Here is a 15,329-nt window from a genome sequence, read left to right as displayed (position 1 = left end):
ACGCCCGGAGCTGTCAGCCTCGGCCACGGGAGACGAAGATCGCAGGCGAACGGAACGGGGTACGGGCATGGAGAGCGGGCCGGCGATCTTCGCGGGGGCGGCGTTCACGCTGTTCGGAGGCGCGCTGCTGCTGTGGACGACCGTGCGCGCGCTGCACCGTGAGCCCGTCGTCCACGGGGTCGCTCCGGGTGCGGCGGTCGCGCTGACGAGCCTCGCCGGCTCCGTGTCCCTCCTCCTCGGCGTCTGGTGCTTCGGCCGGATCTGATCCCGCTCCGCACCGTCTCCCGATCTCCTTCTGACCTCACCGGCCCGTCCGCGCGCCCCGCCCGACCGGGAGTCCGGGCGGCAGGAATGCCAAGACTCGGGTTACCGTTCGAGTGGCCGTTGCGGGCTTTCGCCGTTTGACACGGGGGCGGGTTGTACCGTCACACTCCGCAGCGACGGGAGCGTCACCGTCCGTGCCGCTGCCGTGCGTGCCCACGTGCCGTGCGTGCCCGCACGGGCCAGAGAGTGTCGACCGGAGAGAAGAGCCAAGTTGTCCCCGACCAGCGAGACCGCACACGGCGGCCGCCGACTCGTCATTGTCGAGTCGCCCGCCAAGGCGAAGACGATCAAGGGCTACCTCGGCCCGGGTTACGTCGTCGAGGCGAGCGTCGGGCACATCCGTGACCTCCCCTCCGGCGCCGCCGAGGTGCCGGAGAAGTACACCGGCGAGGTGCGCCGCCTCGGCGTCGACGTCGAGCACGACTTCCAGCCCATCTATGTCGTCAACGCCGACAAGAAGGCACAGGTCAGGAAGCTCAAGGAGCTGCTCGCCGAGTCCGACGAGCTCTTCCTCGCCACCGATGAGGACCGCGAGGGCGAGGCCATCGCGTGGCACCTCCAGGAGGTTCTGAAGCCCAAGGTCCCGGTCCACCGGATGGTCTTCCACGAGATCACCAAGGACGCGATCCAGCAGGCGGTCCGCAATCCGCGCGAGCTGAACAAGCGGATGGTCGACGCCCAGGAGACCCGACGCATCCTCGACCGGCTGTACGGCTACGAGGTCTCGCCGGTCCTGTGGAAGAAGGTCATGCCCCGGCTGTCCGCCGGCCGCGTGCAGTCCGTCGCCACCCGTCTCGTCGTCGAGCGGGAGCGCGAGCGCATCGCCTTCCGCTCGGCCGAGTACTGGGACCTCACGGGCACCTTCGGCACCGGTCTCGCCGGTGACCCCTCGGGACCCTCCTCGCTGGTCGCCCGCCTCGCGGCGGTCGACGGCAAGCGCGTCGCACAGGGCCGTGACTTCGGCTCCGACGGCCGGCTGAAGACCGCGAACGTGCTCCACCTCGACGAGCAGGGGGCCCGCGCGCTCGCCGCCGCCCTCGCCGACGCCCGCTTCGCCGTCCGCTCGGTCGAGTCCAAGCCGTACCGCCGCTCCCCGTACGCCCCCTTCCGCACCACGACCCTCCAGCAGGAGGCGAGCCGCAAGCTGGGCTTCGGTGCGAAGGCGACCATGCAGGTGGCGCAGAAGCTGTACGAGAACGGCTTCATCACCTACATGCGTACGGACTCCACGATCCTGTCCGACACCGCGGTGACGGCGGCCCGTGCGCAGGTCACCCAGCTCTACGGTGCCGACTACCTTCCGGAGAAGCCGCGCGTCTACGCGGGCAAGGTCAAGAACGCCCAGGAGGCGCACGAGGCGATCCGACCTTCGGGTGATCGTTTCCGCACCCCTGCGGAGACCGGTCTGACCGGCGACCAGTTCAAGCTGTACGAGCTGATCTGGAAGCGGACCGTTGCCTCCCAGATGAAGGACGCGACCGGCAACTCGGTCACCGTGAAGATCGGCGGCCGGGCGGCCGACGGTCGTGACGCCGAGTTCAGCGCCTCGGGCAAGACGATCACCTTCCACGGCTTCATGAAGGCCTACGTGGAGGGGGCCGACGACCCGAACGCCGAGCTCGACGACCGCGAGCGGCGCCTGCCGCAGGTCGCCGAGGGCGATGCGCTGACCGCCGAGGAGATCACCGCGGACGGCCACGCGACCAAGCCGCCGGCCCGCTACACCGAGGCTTCGCTGGTCAAGGAGCTCGAAGAGCGCGAGATCGGCCGCCCGTCGACCTATGCCTCGATCATCGGCACCATCCTCGACCGCGGCTACGTCTTCAAGAAGGGCACGGCCCTCGTGCCGTCCTTCCTCTCCTTCGCCGTGGTCAACCTCCTGGAGAAGCACTTCGGGCGGCTGGTCGACTACGACTTCACCGCACGGATGGAGGACGACCTCGACCGCATCGCCCGTGGCGAGGCCCAGGCCGTGCCGTGGCTGAAGCGCTTCTACTTCGGCGAGGGCGGTTCCTCCGGCGAGGGCGGTGCTGCGGACGCCGGGAACGGCGACGGCGACCACCTCGGCGGTCTGAAGGAGCTCGTCACCGACCTCGGCGCGATCGACGCCCGGGAGATCTCCTCCTTCCCCGTCGGCAACGGCATCGTGCTGCGCGTCGGCAAGTTCGGCCCCTACGTCGAGCGCGGCGAGAAGGGGCAGGACGGCCACCAGAGCGCCGACGTGCCGGACGACATGGCACCGGACGAGCTGACCGTCGAGCTCGCCGAGGAACTGCTCGCCAAGCCGAGCGGCGACTTCGAGCTGGGCACCGACCCGGTCAGCGGTCACCAGATCGTCGCCAAGGACGGCCGCTACGGCCCGTACGTGACCGAGGTCCTGCCCGAGGGCACCCCGAAGACCGGCAAGAACGCGGTGAAGCCGCGCACGGCCTCCCTCTTCAAGTCGATGTCCCTCGACACCGTCACCCTGGAGGACGCGCTCCGGCTGATGTCGCTGCCGCGGACCGTCGGCGCGGACGCCGAGGGCGTCGAGATCACCGCGCAGAACGGCCGCTACGGCCCGTACCTGAAGAAGGGCACGGACTCGCGGTCGCTCACCGACGAGGAGCAGCTCTTCACCATCACCCTCGAAGAGGCGCTCGCGATCTACGCACAGCCGAAGCAGCGGGGGCGGGCCGCGGCCAAGCCGCCGCTGAAGGAGCTGGGCACCGATCCGGTCAGCGAGAAGCCCGTGGTCGTCAAGGACGGGCGCTTCGGCCCCTACGTGACGGACGGCGAGACCAACGCGACCCTGCGCACCGGCGACAGCGTGGAGACGATCACCCCGGAGCGCGGCTACGAGCTGCTCGCCGAGAAGCGGGCCAAGGGACCGGCGAAGAAGACCGCCAAGAAGGCCCCGGCGAAGAAGACCGCGGCCAAGAAGACGGCCACGAAGACGGCGGCGAAGAAGACCACCACGGCCAAGAAGACCGCGGCGAAGAAGACCACCACGGCCAAGAAGGCCCCGGCCAAGAAGACCGCCGCGAAGAAGACCGCGGCGGCCCAGCCGGAGTAGTCCGTCGAGCCGTGCGGTGCGGGGGAGAGCGGGGGTTTCCCGCTTTTCCCCGCACGTCCGGAAGCACCCCCTGGGGCACTCGTTTCCGACCCCCTTCCTGCGGTCCGTCCTACTGCCCGGGAGGAGGCCGCTCGGGCAAGTCCGGCCGGATAGGGTGGACGAATGACGCGAGCAGAGCAGCCAGACCGCTTGGGCGATTCCGACGCCACACTCGTCGCGGACTCCCGTGAGCGCGCCGTACGTGCCCTGTTGCGCCATCAGCCGCTGCGCAGGTTGTGGAGCGCCCATGCACTCGGCAGCACCGGTGACGCCCTCGCCCTCCTCGTCCTCGTCCTCCTCGGCTTCCAGGCGGCCGTCACGGAGGGCGCGCTCGGAGGCGGCGAGCGGGGTGCGGCCTTCGCCGTGGCCGCCGTCGTCGGTGCCCGGCTGCTGGCCGCGGTCCTCTTCGGGGCCGTCCTCCTCGGCCCGCTGACCGTGCTCACCGGGCCGACGGGCCCGTTCGACCGCCGCTGGACCATGATCGGTGCCGATGTCCTGCGCATCGCGCTGCTGGTGATCGCCCCGCTCTGGATCGACTGGACCCCCGACAGCGCCCTCTGGTACCTGCTCGGCACCGTCTTCGTCACCGGCGCGGCCGAGCGGCTCTGGACCGTCGCGCGCGAGGGCGCCGCGCCCGCACTGCTGCCCGCCCCGCCGGTGGAGGGCAGTGCCGTGCGGCCGCTGCCCGACCACCTCGGTGCGCTGCGCCGACTGTCCCAGCGCACCGCCTTCCTCGCCGTACCCGCGGCAGCGGCGGTGCTGCTGGTCGCCACGCTGGTCGGAAACCTGCTCGGCCTCGGAATCGACTGGTTCTCGCTGCACCAGGCGGCCCTCGGCTCCTACGTGGCGGCCGGACTGTTCGCCGCCACCGTCACCGTCCTCCACGCGGTGCTGCTGCCCACCGGTGCGACCCCCCGCCCCCGATCGCCCCTGGAGGGCCTGCGGCGGCCTTCGGCGCCCAAGAGCGACTCCGAGGAGGACAAGGGACGGACGCCGGAGAAGGGCCGCACCGGAGCCCTGCCGCTGCTCGTCCTGACCTGCGCCGCGGTCGCCGGGGCGATCGCCGCAGCAGCGTCCCTCGCCGTGCTGCACGCGTACGACCTGGACGGCGGACCCGTCACCTACGCGCTCCTGGTGCTGGCGCTCAGCGGCGCCACCGCCGTCGGCATCCGTACGGCGGGCTCCGTCCTGCCCGTCCTCTCGCGGCGCCGACTGCTCGCCCTCGCGACCGCCGTCACCGGTGTCGCCCTGATCGCGACGGGCCTGGTGCCGGACACGGCGACCGTGCTGTTCCTCGCCGCCCTCGCCGGCTATGCGGCCGGTGTCGCCGCGCACACCGGTCACACCCTCGTCGACCAGGAGGTCGAGGAGTCCCGCCGGGCCAGGACCACCGAACACCTCCAGGCCAATGCGCGCCTCGCCGTGGGCCTCGGCGCGGTCGCGGCCCCGCTCCTCGCCGCCGTGATCGGACCGCACCGACTGGCGTCCGGGGACCTCGTCTTCGCGCACGGCGGCGCGGCCTTCACGCTCGCCCTCGTCGGCGCTCTGCTGCTCCCGGTCTCCGCGCTCGTCCTCGGAAAGACCGACGACCGGGCAGGAGTTCCGCTCCGCCGCGACCTGCGCGACGCCCTGCGCGGCTCCGACCCGGCCCAGGCGCCCTTCCCGACCGGCTTCTTCATCGCCCTGGAGGGTGGTGACGGCGCCGGCAAGTCGACCCAGGTCCGGGCGCTCGCCGAGTGGATCCGTGCGAAGGGACACGAGGTCGTCGTCACCCGTGAGCCCGGTGCCACCCCGATCGGAAAGCGGCTCCGTTCGATCCTGCTCGACGTGTCGTCGGCGGGGTTGTCGAACCGTGCCGAGGCCCTGTTGTACGCGGCGGACCGGGCGGAGCACGTCGACTCCCTCGTCCGGCCGGCCCTGGAGCGGGGCGCGGTCGTCATCTCCGACCGCTACGTCGACTCCTCCGTGGCCTACCAGGGCGCGGGCCGTGACCTGTCCCCGACCGAGATCGCCCGCATCTCCCGCTGGGCGACCGACGGCCTCGTCCCCCACCTGACCGTGGTCCTCGACGTCTCCCCGGAGACCGCGCGGGAACGGTTCACCGAGGCGCCCGACCGGCTGGAGTCCGAGCCGCCGGAGTTCCACGCACGCGTACGGGCCGGATTCCTCGCCCTCGCAGCCGCCGACCCCAGCCGCTACCTCGTCGTCGACGCCGGCCAGGAGCCGGAGGCCGTCACCACCGTCGTGCGCCATCGGCTCGACCGGGTGCTACCGCTCTCCGAGGCCGAGGTGAAGGCCGTGGAGGAGGCCCGCCGCAAGGCGGAGGAAGAGGCCCGGCGGCTGGCGGAAGAAGAAGCCGCCCGCAAGGCGGAGGAGGAGCGTCTGGAGCGCGAGCGCCAGGCGCAGCTCGCCAAGCTCCGGGCCGAGGAGGCGGAACGCAAGCGGCGCGAGGAGGAAGAGGCGCGCCGCCTGGAGGCCGAACGGCAGGCCGAGGAGGAACGCAGGAAGGCGGAGGAGGCCAGGCTGGCCGCCGAGGAGGAGCGCAAGCGACTCGCCGCCGAGGAGAAGGCCCGTCAGGAGGAGCAGGAGCGGCTCCGCAAGGAGGCGGAGGAGGAGGCCCGACTGCGGGCCGAGGCCGAGGCGCTCCGTCTGGAGAAGCAGCGCAAGGCCGAGGAGGCCCTGCTCCGTGCCGAGGAGGCCCGCCGGATGGCCGAGGCCGCCGCGGCGGCGAAGGCGGCGGAGGAAGCGGCGGCGAAGGCAGCCGCGGAGAGGCTCGCGGCCGAGGCCGCTGCGAAGGCTGCTGCCGAGCGCGCTGCTGCCGAGCGGGCCGAGGCCGAGCGGGCAGCCGCCCAGCGGGCGGCGGAGGCGGAGGCGGCCCGCGAGCGGGAGGCCCGGGAGCGTGCGGCCGCCGAGCGCGCCGCGGCCGAACGGACGGCCGCGGCCGAGCGGGCGGCTCGCTCCGTCGAGGAGTCGGCGAACGAGGTCACGGTGGTGACCCCGGTCGTGAAGCCGGAAACGGACGCGCCGACGGTGTCCCCGGACGAGGTCACCGTGGCCACTCCGATCGTGCGGCCGACGTCCTTCGAGAATCCGGAGCCCACCCGGGCGGGTGACCCTCGGACGGCGGGGAAGTCCGAGCCCTCCGGGAAGTCCGAGCCCTCCGGGAAGCCCGAGCCCTCCGGGAAGCCCGAGGCCGAGACCGCCGTCCTGCCGCAGATCCGGGACGCCGGGGACGGCCGGGGCGTCGACGAGACCGCCGTCCTGCCGACCGTGCGGGACCCCCGGGTGCCCGCCCCGACCGACCGGGTGCCGCAGGGCTTCTTCCGCAAGGAGCCCGTCGAGCGGGAGGAGCCCCGAGGGGCGAACGACCGGACGCGGGAACTGCCGCAGCTCGACGAGGACGGCCGGCCGCGCCGCCGCTCCGACTGGGCGGAGGAGACTCCGCTCGACGACCTGCCGACCCTCGCGGACGAGCTGTTCGGCCCGCACGAGGACGAAGACCCGCGCCGACGCCGCTGAGGCGGTGCTCCGCCGGCTCCGGGACGCGGTGTGTTCTGCGGACCCGGGGACGCGGCGGTGCGGCATCGGCACGGAGGGCGGCGGCCCCCCGGGCCGGGGCGCGGCCTTCGAAGCCCTCCGTCCCTCCGCTCCTCGGCGGGGGATGTCGGAGGGCTGCCCCACAATGGAGGACGTACCTGAGGAGGGGCAGACATGGCCGTATGGGACGACCTGGTCGGACAGACCCGGGTCGAGGAGCAGCTTGCCGCCGCCGCGCGCGACGCCGATGCCTTGGTGACCGCCCATGCCGCCGGAGAGCCGGGCCCCGAGGCCTCGAAGATGACCCATGCCTGGCTCTTCACCGGTCCGCCGGGGTCCGGCCGGGCGACGGCGGCCCGCGCCTTCGCCGCCGCACTGCAGTGCGTGAGCCCCGACCGGGCGCTCGGCGGAGCCCCGGGCTGCGGCTTCTGCGACGGCTGCCACACGACGCTCGTCGGTACGCACGCGGACGTGGAGGTGGTCCGCACGGACCTGCTGTCCATCGGTGTGAAGGAGACCCGGGAGCTCGTCCGACGCGCCCAGCTCTCCCCGGCGGGCGGCCGTTGGCAGGTCATCGTCCTGGAGGACGCCGACCGCCTCACGGAGGGCGCCGGAAACGTGCTCCTCAAGGCCATCGAGGAGCCCGCACCGCGCACGGTCTGGCTGCTCTGCGCCCCGTCCCTCGAGGACGTGCTGCCCACGATCCGCTCCCGCTGCCGCCACCTGACGCTGCGCACCCCCCCGGTGGACGCGGTCGCCGACGTGTTGGTCCGACGCGACGGCATCGAGCCGGAGGCGGCGCACGCCGCCGCCCGCGCCACCCAGGGGCACATCGATCGGGCCCGTCGGCTCGCCACCGACGAACGCGCCCGCTCCCGCCGCTCCGTCGTCCTGAAGCTGCCGCTGCGGGTCGAGGACATCGGCGGTTGCCTCAAGGCCGCGCAGGAGTTGGTCGATGCGGCGTCGGAGGACGCGAAGCAGGTTGCGGAGGAGGTCGACGTCAAGGAGACCGAGGAGCTGAAGGCGGCCCTCGGTGCGGTGCAGGGCGGACGAATGCCGCGGGGTACGGCCGGGGCGATGAAGGAGTTGGAGGAGCGGCAGAAGCGGCGCAGGACGCGCACCCAGCGCGACAGCCTGGACCTCGCGCTGACCGACCTGACCGGTTTCTACCGGGACGTGTTGGCCCTCCAGCTCCACTCGCGCACCGCCCTCGCCAACACGGACGTACGGGACGCGCTCGAACGGATCGCCCGCGACACCACCCCCGAGCGGACCCTTCGACGGATCGAAGCGGTCCTCGCCTGCCGCAAGGCCCTCGACCGGAACGTGGCACCGCTGCTTGCCGTGGAGGCGATGACGATGGCCCTGCGCGACTGAACCGACCGCCGGCGGAGACGGTCCGGTCCCCACCGCGGCGGTCGCGGGCCGGAACCCGGGCCCGCACCGACCGCGCCCCGGTCCACCGACCCACCGGTCAACGGCTGCGCCGCGCCCGATCGCCGCAGGAGGAGCCGGGAACGATTGGACACATTCCGTACCTTGCCGGATACCCTCCGGCAATGGACTCCAGGCGTTTGCTCCGCACGTCCGCCACGGCCCTCGCCGCCGCCGGACTGATCCTCTCCGGCTGCTCGGGCGGAAGCGGCGCCGCCGCGTCCCGCAATGCCGAGGGCCAGAGCCCGGCAGCGGGTCTCTCCGCGCCCTCGTCCGGGGCGCTGAAGAAGTACTACGGCCAGACCCTGAAGTGGCGCGACTGCGGAGTCGAGGGCTTCCAGTGCGCCACGCTGCGCGCCCCGCTCGACTACGCGAAGCCGGACGGGGAGGAGATCGAGCTCGCGGTCTCCCGGGTCCGGGCCACCGGCCCCGGCAAGCGCCTCGGCTCGCTCCTGGTCAACCCGGGCGGTCCCGGCGGCTCCGCCGTCGGCTACCTCCAGGGGTACGCGGGCATCGGCTACCCGGCACCGGTCCGCGCCCGTTACGACATGGTGGCCGTCGATCCGCGCGGCGTCGCCCGCAGCGCGCCCGTCGAGTGCCTGACGGGCGCCCAGATGGACGCGTACACCCAGGTCGACCAGACGCCCGACGACCCCGCGGAGGTCGACGCGCTGAGCACCGCCTTCAAGGAGTTCGCGGCGGGCTGCGAGAAGCGCTCGGGAAAGGTGCTGCCGCACGTCTCCACCGTCGACGCGGCCCGTGACATGGACGTCCTGCGGGCGGTGCTCGGCGATGCGAAGCTCAGCTACGTGGGGGCCTCGTACGGCACCTTCCTCGGTGCCACCTATGCCGAGCTCTTCCCCGACCGCGTCGGCCGTCTCGTTCTGGACGGGGCAATGGACCCGTCACTCTCCGCGCTCGACCTCAACCGGGACCAGACCGGTGGCTTCGAGACCTCTTTCCGCGCCTTCGCGGCCGACTGCATCCGCCAGCCGGACTGTCCCCTCGGCACCGGGTCCGTCGCCGCTGCCGGGGAAGCGCTGAAGAAGTTCTTCCGCGACGTGGACGCCGAGCCCGTGCCCACGGGGGAGAGCCGTGAGCTCGGCGAGTCCCTCGCGACCATCGGGGTGATCGCCGCCATGTACGACGAGGGTGCCTGGCCCCAGCTGCGGGAGGCCCTCACCCGGGCGATGAACGGCGAGGGCTCCGGCCTCCTCGCCCTGGCCGACAGCTACTACGAGCGCGAGGCCGACGGCACCTACGCCAACCTGATGTCCGCCAACGCCGCGGTCAACTGCCTGGACCTGCCGCCCGCCTTCTCCAGTGCCGCCGAGGTTTCGAAGGCCGTCCCGTCCTTCGAGAAGGCATCCCCGGTCTTCGGCGAAGGACTCGCCTGGGCCGCCCTCAACTGCACCTACTGGCCGGCCCCGGCCACCGGCCGGCCGCACCGCATCACCGCGGAGGGCGCCGCCCCGATCCTCGTCGTCGGGACCACCCGCGACCCGGCCACCCCGTACCGCTGGGCCCGGTCCCTGGCCGAACAGCTCTCCTCCGGCACCCTGCTGACCTACGAGGGCGACGGTCACACCGCCTACGGCCGGGGCAGCGACTGCATCGACACCGCGATCAACGCCTACCTCCTCGAAGGCACCCCGCCTGAGGACGGAAAGCGCTGCTCGTAGGCCCCCTCCGGGGGTGGTCGGAGCACCTTCGGAAACTGTGTAGACTTGGCGACGCTGCTGCACCCACGATGGGTCTGCACGGTGTGCCGCCTTAGCTCAGTTGGCCAGAGCAACGCACTCGTAATGCGTAGGTCTCGGGTTCGAATCCCGAAGGCGGCTCAAGAAGAGGGGCCAGGTCACATTGCCCGTGACCTGGCCCTTTGTCATTTCCTGATCTTCGGATTGGTAGAGACCACTTGGCGTGTAGGTCTCGTTCCCACCCTCCATGGGAACGGAATGGGAACATGCCGGTTCCCGGGCGTTCCCACAGCCTGATTAGGTGGGGCCGAGCTTCTTCCCGGCGGTCTTGCCCTTGGGGCTCTTCTCCGGCCCCTTTTTGTCCTTCTTCGGCTTCCTGGCGGCCTTCGCCGCCTTCTTGCGCGCCTTCTCCACCAGGACGACCGCAGCTTCGGCGGCGGCGTCTTCCAGGGTGGGCATGATCGAGGTGTAGGTGTCCATCGTCATGCGCAGCGACGAGTGGCCGAGCATCTGCTGAATGACCTTCGGGGCCACGCCGGCGGCGAACGCCTGAGATCCGGCGCCGTGGCGGGCGTCGTGCAGACGGATGGGCGGGAGGCCGGACAACTCAACCAGCCGGTCCCAGCGGTCGGTAAACACCTGGGGGTGGTACTCCTTGCCGTTCTCGTGAGTGAAGACCCGGCCGCCGGAGTCGATCCAGGCGTTCTCCTTCTCCCATGTCTCGCGCTCGGCCTGCTGTGCCTTCCGCCATGCCTTCAACAGGGCCACGGCCTGGGAGTCGAGCTTGATGTCGCGGACGGAGTCCGCCTTCGGGGTGGCGTCGTGGACCTCGTACGAGACGGTGACCAGCTGCTCGGTGACGTGCAGCACGCTCTTCTTGAGGTCGATCTCGTGCCAGGTGATCGCGGCAGCCTCACCGCGGCGCAGGCCCCGGAAGACAACGAGGTGCCACAGAGGGAACAACCTGTCGCTGGACGCGAAGTCGAGGAACTGGGCGGTCTGCTCTGTCGTCCAGACCATGACAGGACTGGGCTTCTTCCCGGTGCGCTTCCAGCGGGCTACCCGCTCGTCCGTCCAGACCAGACCCTTGGGTTTGGTGACCTTGGGCAGGCTGACCATCGTGGCGTAGTTCTTCGCGATCAGCTCCTCGTCCACGGCGTCGGCGAGGGCCGAGGACAGAGTCGCGTTGATCGAGCGCATGGTCGCCGGTCCGGTGACCCGCTGGACCTTCTTGCGGGCTTCGGTGTGCTGTCGGCGAAGGTCCCACCAGCGGGCGCGCAGCTCGGTGCGCAGCTCCTTCTGGTCCTGTGGCGTGGCCATCCATGTCTCGTAGGCGGTGCGGGCCTCTTCGCCGAGTTTGTCAGTCTTGGCGCGGTGCTCCTCCCGGCGCTCGTTATCCTCCACGATCCAGTCGTACATGGCCTGGATGCTGCGCGTGTGCAGGTGGCGCATCTGCAGCTTGCCCAGGTGCGGGATGAAGTACAGCTCCGCGTCCCTGGTGTACTCGTGGTGGGTGGTGACGGCCAGGTCGTGCTTCTTCTTCTTGAGCCAGCGGCGCAGGTACTCCTCGACGGTCTCCTTGGATAGGACGTTGATGCCGTTCTGGGCGGCCTTCCAGACCTTCTCGGCGGCGTTGGCCGCGTCCTCCTGGGTGCGGAAGCCGCCCTTCTTCGCCCGAGGCCGGCGGGAGCCGTCCGGGTTGGGCGGCAGCTCTATGGAGTAGTACCAGGAGCCGTGAGCGCGCTGGGTGAGCTTTGGGCAGGTCTTCTCCAAGCCCCCGATCTTCGGGGACCCGTCAGGGTTGTAGAGGAGCTTGCCCTCCTTGTCGGAGAGCTGCCCCTTGCAGGAGCACCGCTTATAGGTCTTGTCCTCGAACATGTTCTCGATTACCCCCCTGGGCTGATCGTTCCCTTTGGATCACCGTACGCATACAGTCTTCATCGGGAAGACCTGTATCACCTGGAGATCTCCTCTCTAGCCTGTAAAGTGATCGCGAGTTGGCGCGGGGGAGAAACGCGGCAACGAGATGACGACATCGAGCACAACCGCAAATGCCGACCAGCCCGGGATGAGCTTGAGCGAGGTCTTGGCGCTGCCCGCGACGGTCAACGTCGTGACGGCTGCCCGCGCGCTGGGCATCGGTCACAACAAGGCGTACGACCTGATCCGGGAGGGCAGGTTCCCCGTTCGGACGCTCCCGCTCGGGAGTACGGTGCGCATTCCCACAGCTGCGCTGTGGGAGGCGCTGGGGATCGGCCCGCTGCCGCATAGGGATGCAGCGAGCCGCTGAGAGGGTGGGCCCTATGCCTCGGCTGTACGGTTTCGAGGACCAGAGACTGTCCCGGGTTCGGGAGCAAGAGCGGCAGGTCACGCGGGAAGCGGTAAGCCGCCTCCTCGCTGGCCAGCCGCGTTCCGCTGTCGTCTCCTGGATGAACGCGGAGGGGCACCGAGGCACGATGGGCGGCGAGTGGACCAACGGGTCCCTGGGTCGGTACCTCGCCAACCCTGCCGTCGCTGGCCTGGAGCGTAACCAAGCGGGGGAACTGGTCGAGACTGGTCGCCCTGCCCTGATCACGTCGGCGGAGTTCCTCCAGTTGGAGGCCCAGTCAGGCCGTGCGGACGCTGCGGTCCGGGAGGATGACTTCCCTTACCTGCTCTCGGAGGGGCTCACCGAGTGCGGCCTGTGTGATCACGGGATGACTGGGGGCCGGTCCAATGCCGGCACCCCCTCGTACCGATGCCATGACTGTGGCCGCGTCCGGGTCACGGCCACCGCCCTTGAGGACTATGTCGGCGAGCACGCGCTTGCCGAGCTATCCCGGCCGGGCACGCGAGCTGCCCTTGAAGCCGCCCAGGAGGAGATGAAGGTCGAGGCGGAGGCGCTGCGCGTGCGAATCCAGGACCTCGTGGCCTCACGGGGCGCTCTCGCTGAGCCGTACGCAGAGGGCCACGTCGGGCGCGTGGCCCTCGCGGCAGCGGACGGGACGATCAACGAGAAGTTGAAGGCCGCCCGCTCGCGCTTGCGGTACGTCGAGCAGATCGCCGATGCCAAGCTGCCCCTCGGCACAGTCAAGAATCTGGTTCGCTGGTGGGGGCACGCGCCTTCCAGCTCGAAGAGGGCCATCATTGCGCTTCTCTTCGACCGTGTGCGCGTGCTGCCTGCTCGGGCCCGCGGCGTGCGAAGCGTGGATGATCGGGTCGAACTCAAGTGGCGCACAGCACCGAAGGTCTGACCTGGCGGCGTGTCGGCGCCGGTCAGTCGCGAGCTACGCCTCTGCGCTCTGCCGCTGCTCGCGTTTCTGCGTGAGGTGTCTTTCGTAGGCCATTCCCAACGAAAACTTGTCGCCAGGCTTCAAGTCGAGGCTCTTGTAGATGCGGCCGAGCCGGTTGGTGACGGTCCTGAGGTCCACGCCGAGCTCGGCGGCGATGGACTCGTGTGTACGACGGTCGAGGAGGCCGCGCAGGATCTTCTCGTCGTCGAGCGTGAACGCCACACTCCCGGAGAAACGCGCGTAACCGCCGGTCCAGGGGTCGGCACGATTCCACTGCTCTTCGTAGACAGCAACGAGTTGGGCGACCATGCCAGGGTTCGTTACCAACCAACCCGTGTTCCGGTTGAGGTAGCCAGGGCCGGGCCGGTGGTCGGAGATGATGGCGCGGCCGTTGGCTTCCTTGCCGTCGACGATGACCATGCGGTGGAACCCTCCGGGCAGGGTACGTACTTCGCCGCCGAGCTCGGTGACCTTCTCCGCCCATGTGCGTTGGTGCGCCTGGTGTCGTGCGCTGTCGAGGTAAATCGTGCGGTACTTGATGCCTTTCCCCAGATTGTCGAGGTCACGAGGCGTTGTCTTGTCTATGACCTTCTGGCTGCGTTCGACCGGCTGCGCCGTCCAGACCGTGGCTCTGACGCCGTGCAGGGCCTCCACGACGGCCGCATTGCACTCCGGGGGGTTGGCGAGGAACTTCATGCCGCCCTCATCCGAGCTTGGGCGTCGGGGAAGTTCTTCAACAAGCCGCGCCGTATCGAGAACGTGGGCGATCCGCTTTTGCACCGCGCGGAGTTCGATTTCGACCTGTTGACGCAGCACATCACTGCTTTCCAGCAGGACGTAGTGATTGGGAGTCCATGGGTTGGCGACGATGAGGCCGCCCGTGAGGAGTTCTTCGAGTCCTGGTGTGCCTGGCTCAACCTGCTGGGAACCGTCCGCGATCACGGCGTAGAGAGAGCGTGCGACAGCCGAGAGGCCACCAATCAGACCTGACGGACTGTGATCCCCTTTGTCGTGATCCATGCCAACCTGCCCCTTACGTGTTCAGGAAATGCGCGTACGCGCATGCCTTCTAGCTTGATTGTTCAACTCCAAATCGATCAAGCTCGGTATCCATAGTTCGTCGACTCCGCCTGGCGTAAACCATCAGGTGACGCGTGGGGCTTGAGGGGATGAACTGAGCCATGTGCTGGGCGACGGGATGACGTTGCCGGAGGGGGCCTGATATGACCGACCGTGTTCGAACAGCCCCGAGAAAGTGGAAATCCATGAAGAAGCTGCGACGCAACGTACTGACCAGCCTCGCCGGCGCTACCGCGGTCACCGCCCTGCTGATAGCAGGCGTCGGCGGCACCTCGTCCGTCCAGGCGGACCCGGAGTGGGGCACTCTCACCCCGGAGGTAGTCCTGGCGGACCCGGAGTGGGGTCGGGTCGCGCCGCTTCCCACGGCCGAGCTGGACCCCGAGTGGGGCAGCGCACCGAGGGCGGAAGCACTGACGGACCCCGAATGGGGATGAAGAACCCCTAAGAGCGGCCCTGTCCTCTCTTAGGCGCTGGGCGGGAGGTTGATGGCCTGACCCCCGCCCAGCGTCTCTCCAGGAGCGGCCTCGACCTGCCCAAAGGCCCGTAAGTGATGGTTGTGGGCGTGCAGGCGAGTGATGACGCTCGGGCCGGAGCGATGCGGGTCGCGATGCCGGAAACGGCGGGGGTTGATACGGCCCGGTAGTGCCCGGCTGCGTGTGTCCTGGGGGGCGCAGTGCGTAGCAGTGGGACGTTGGGTGACGCAAGGGGATAGGGCGGCCACGCGGAGACGTGCTGGCCGGTGGTGGCATGCGCGGGGCTGCAGGGGCCCCGCAACGGGGAGGGCAGCAGAGTGGCGATCGATCCGAGACGGGTGCAGCAGCTGGCGAAGGAAGCGGATGCGAGCGGAAGGCCCGTGTTGAGCCCCGGTGCCGCGAGGGAGGCTCTGGC

Annotated in this window: 10 protein-coding genes and 1 tRNA gene; 9 read left to right on the top strand and 2 right to left on the bottom strand. The window is 70.3% G+C overall.

Annotated elements, in window-relative coordinates:
* Positions 1 to 67 precede the first annotated feature (67 nt).
* The 6 genes from ACFW22_RS21070 to ACFW22_RS21045 all read left to right on the top strand — a co-directional run bounded on the left by ACFW22_RS21070 (position 68) and on the right by ACFW22_RS21045 (position 10,230).
* The gene (locus tag ACFW22_RS21070) at positions 68 to 265 is read left to right on the top strand and encodes a hypothetical protein (protein WP_386406760.1); all 198 of its coding nucleotides are present in this window, start codon (positions 68 to 70) and stop codon (positions 263 to 265) included.
* 270 nt (positions 266 to 535) lie between these two features.
* Positions 536 to 3,379 (top strand): type I DNA topoisomerase, encoded by a 2,844-nt coding sequence (topA, locus tag ACFW22_RS21065; protein ID WP_386406757.1) that lies wholly within the window; start codon positions 536 to 538, stop codon positions 3,377 to 3,379.
* 162 nt (positions 3,380 to 3,541) lie between these two features.
* Positions 3,542 to 6,937: a dTMP kinase gene (gene tmk, locus ACFW22_RS21060; protein ID WP_386406753.1), complete on the top strand. Its 3,396-nt coding sequence runs from the start codon at positions 3,542 to 3,544 to the stop codon at positions 6,935 to 6,937.
* 192 nt (positions 6,938 to 7,129) lie between these two features.
* Positions 7,130 to 8,332, top strand: a complete 1,203-nt coding sequence (locus ACFW22_RS21055; protein WP_386406750.1) for a DNA polymerase III subunit delta' — start codon at positions 7,130 to 7,132, stop codon at positions 8,330 to 8,332.
* A gap of 182 nt (positions 8,333 to 8,514) precedes the next feature.
* On the top strand, positions 8,515 to 10,071 hold the full coding sequence (locus ACFW22_RS21050; protein ID WP_386406747.1) for an alpha/beta hydrolase: 1,557 nt from the start codon (positions 8,515 to 8,517) through the stop codon (positions 10,069 to 10,071).
* 85 nt (positions 10,072 to 10,156) lie between these two features.
* A tRNA-Thr gene (locus ACFW22_RS21045) sits at positions 10,157 to 10,230 on the top strand.
* A 156-nt stretch (positions 10,231 to 10,386) separates the two neighbouring features.
* Here ACFW22_RS21045 and ACFW22_RS21040 read toward each other — a convergent pair.
* Positions 10,387 to 11,967, bottom strand: coding sequence for a tyrosine-type recombinase/integrase (locus ACFW22_RS21040; RefSeq protein WP_386406744.1), 1,581 nt, complete (start codon positions 11,965 to 11,967; stop codon positions 10,387 to 10,389).
* Positions 11,968 to 12,157: 190 nt separating this feature from the next.
* Between ACFW22_RS21040 and ACFW22_RS21035 the strand changes: the two genes are divergently transcribed.
* Both ACFW22_RS21035 and ACFW22_RS21030 read left to right on the top strand, forming a co-directional pair.
* Positions 12,158 to 12,379 carry a DNA-binding protein gene (locus tag ACFW22_RS21035; RefSeq protein WP_384874490.1) on the top strand — a complete coding sequence of 74 codons (222 nt, stop codon included), beginning with the start codon at positions 12,158 to 12,160 and terminating at the stop codon, positions 12,377 to 12,379.
* On the top strand, positions 12,363 to 13,322 hold the full coding sequence (locus ACFW22_RS21030) for a recombinase family protein (protein ID WP_386406739.1): 960 nt from the start codon (positions 12,363 to 12,365) through the stop codon (positions 13,320 to 13,322). The genes ACFW22_RS21035 and ACFW22_RS21030 overlap by 17 nt, the downstream gene beginning before the upstream one ends.
* A 33-nt stretch (positions 13,323 to 13,355) precedes the next feature.
* On the opposite strand, the gene ACFW22_RS21025 is transcribed toward ACFW22_RS21030, so the two are convergent.
* Positions 13,356 to 14,381, bottom strand: coding sequence for a hypothetical protein (locus ACFW22_RS21025; protein WP_386406736.1), 1,026 nt, complete (start codon positions 14,379 to 14,381; stop codon positions 13,356 to 13,358).
* A gap of 245 nt (positions 14,382 to 14,626) precedes the next feature.
* Here ACFW22_RS21025 and ACFW22_RS21020 point away from each other — a divergent pair, with 245 nt between their 5' ends.
* Complete coding sequence (locus tag ACFW22_RS21020; protein ID WP_384874498.1) at positions 14,627 to 14,875, top strand: hypothetical protein; 249 nt, start codon at positions 14,627 to 14,629, stop codon at positions 14,873 to 14,875.
* Positions 14,876 to 15,329: the final 454 nt, after the last annotated feature.

It is taken from the genome of Streptomyces sp. NPDC058872, from assembly GCF_042743065.1.
GTDB lineage: Bacteria > Actinomycetota > Actinomycetes > Streptomycetales > Streptomycetaceae > Streptomyces.
The sequence above is the reverse complement of the archived record's forward strand: the minus strand, read 5'-3'. Positions and strand labels throughout refer to the sequence as shown.

Excerpts from the sequence above, each read along its gene's own strand:
- ACFW22_RS21070 (WP_386406760.1), top strand. The coding sequence starts at position 68 with ATGGAGAGCGGGCCGGCGATCTTCGCGGGGGCGGCGTTCACGCTGTTC.
- tmk (WP_386406753.1), top strand. The coding sequence starts at position 3,542 with ATGACGCGAGCAGAGCAGCCAGACCGCTTGGGCGATTCCGACGCCACA.
- ACFW22_RS21055 (WP_386406750.1), top strand. The coding sequence starts at position 7,130 with ATGGCCGTATGGGACGACCTGGTCGGACAGACCCGGGTCGAGGAGCAG.
- ACFW22_RS21050 (WP_386406747.1), top strand. The coding sequence starts at position 8,515 with ATGGACTCCAGGCGTTTGCTCCGCACGTCCGCCACGGCCCTCGCCGCC.
- ACFW22_RS21040 (WP_386406744.1), bottom strand. The coding sequence starts at position 11,967 with ATGTTCGAGGACAAGACCTATAAGCGGTGCTCCTGCAAGGGGCAGCTC.
- ACFW22_RS21035 (WP_384874490.1), top strand. The coding sequence starts at position 12,158 with ATGAGCTTGAGCGAGGTCTTGGCGCTGCCCGCGACGGTCAACGTCGTG.
- ACFW22_RS21030 (WP_386406739.1), top strand. The coding sequence starts at position 12,363 with ATGCAGCGAGCCGCTGAGAGGGTGGGCCCTATGCCTCGGCTGTACGGT.
- ACFW22_RS21025 (WP_386406736.1), bottom strand. The coding sequence starts at position 14,381 with ATGGATCACGACAAAGGGGATCACAGTCCGTCAGGTCTGATTGGTGGC.
- ACFW22_RS21020 (WP_384874498.1), top strand. The coding sequence starts at position 14,627 with ATGAAGAAGCTGCGACGCAACGTACTGACCAGCCTCGCCGGCGCTACC.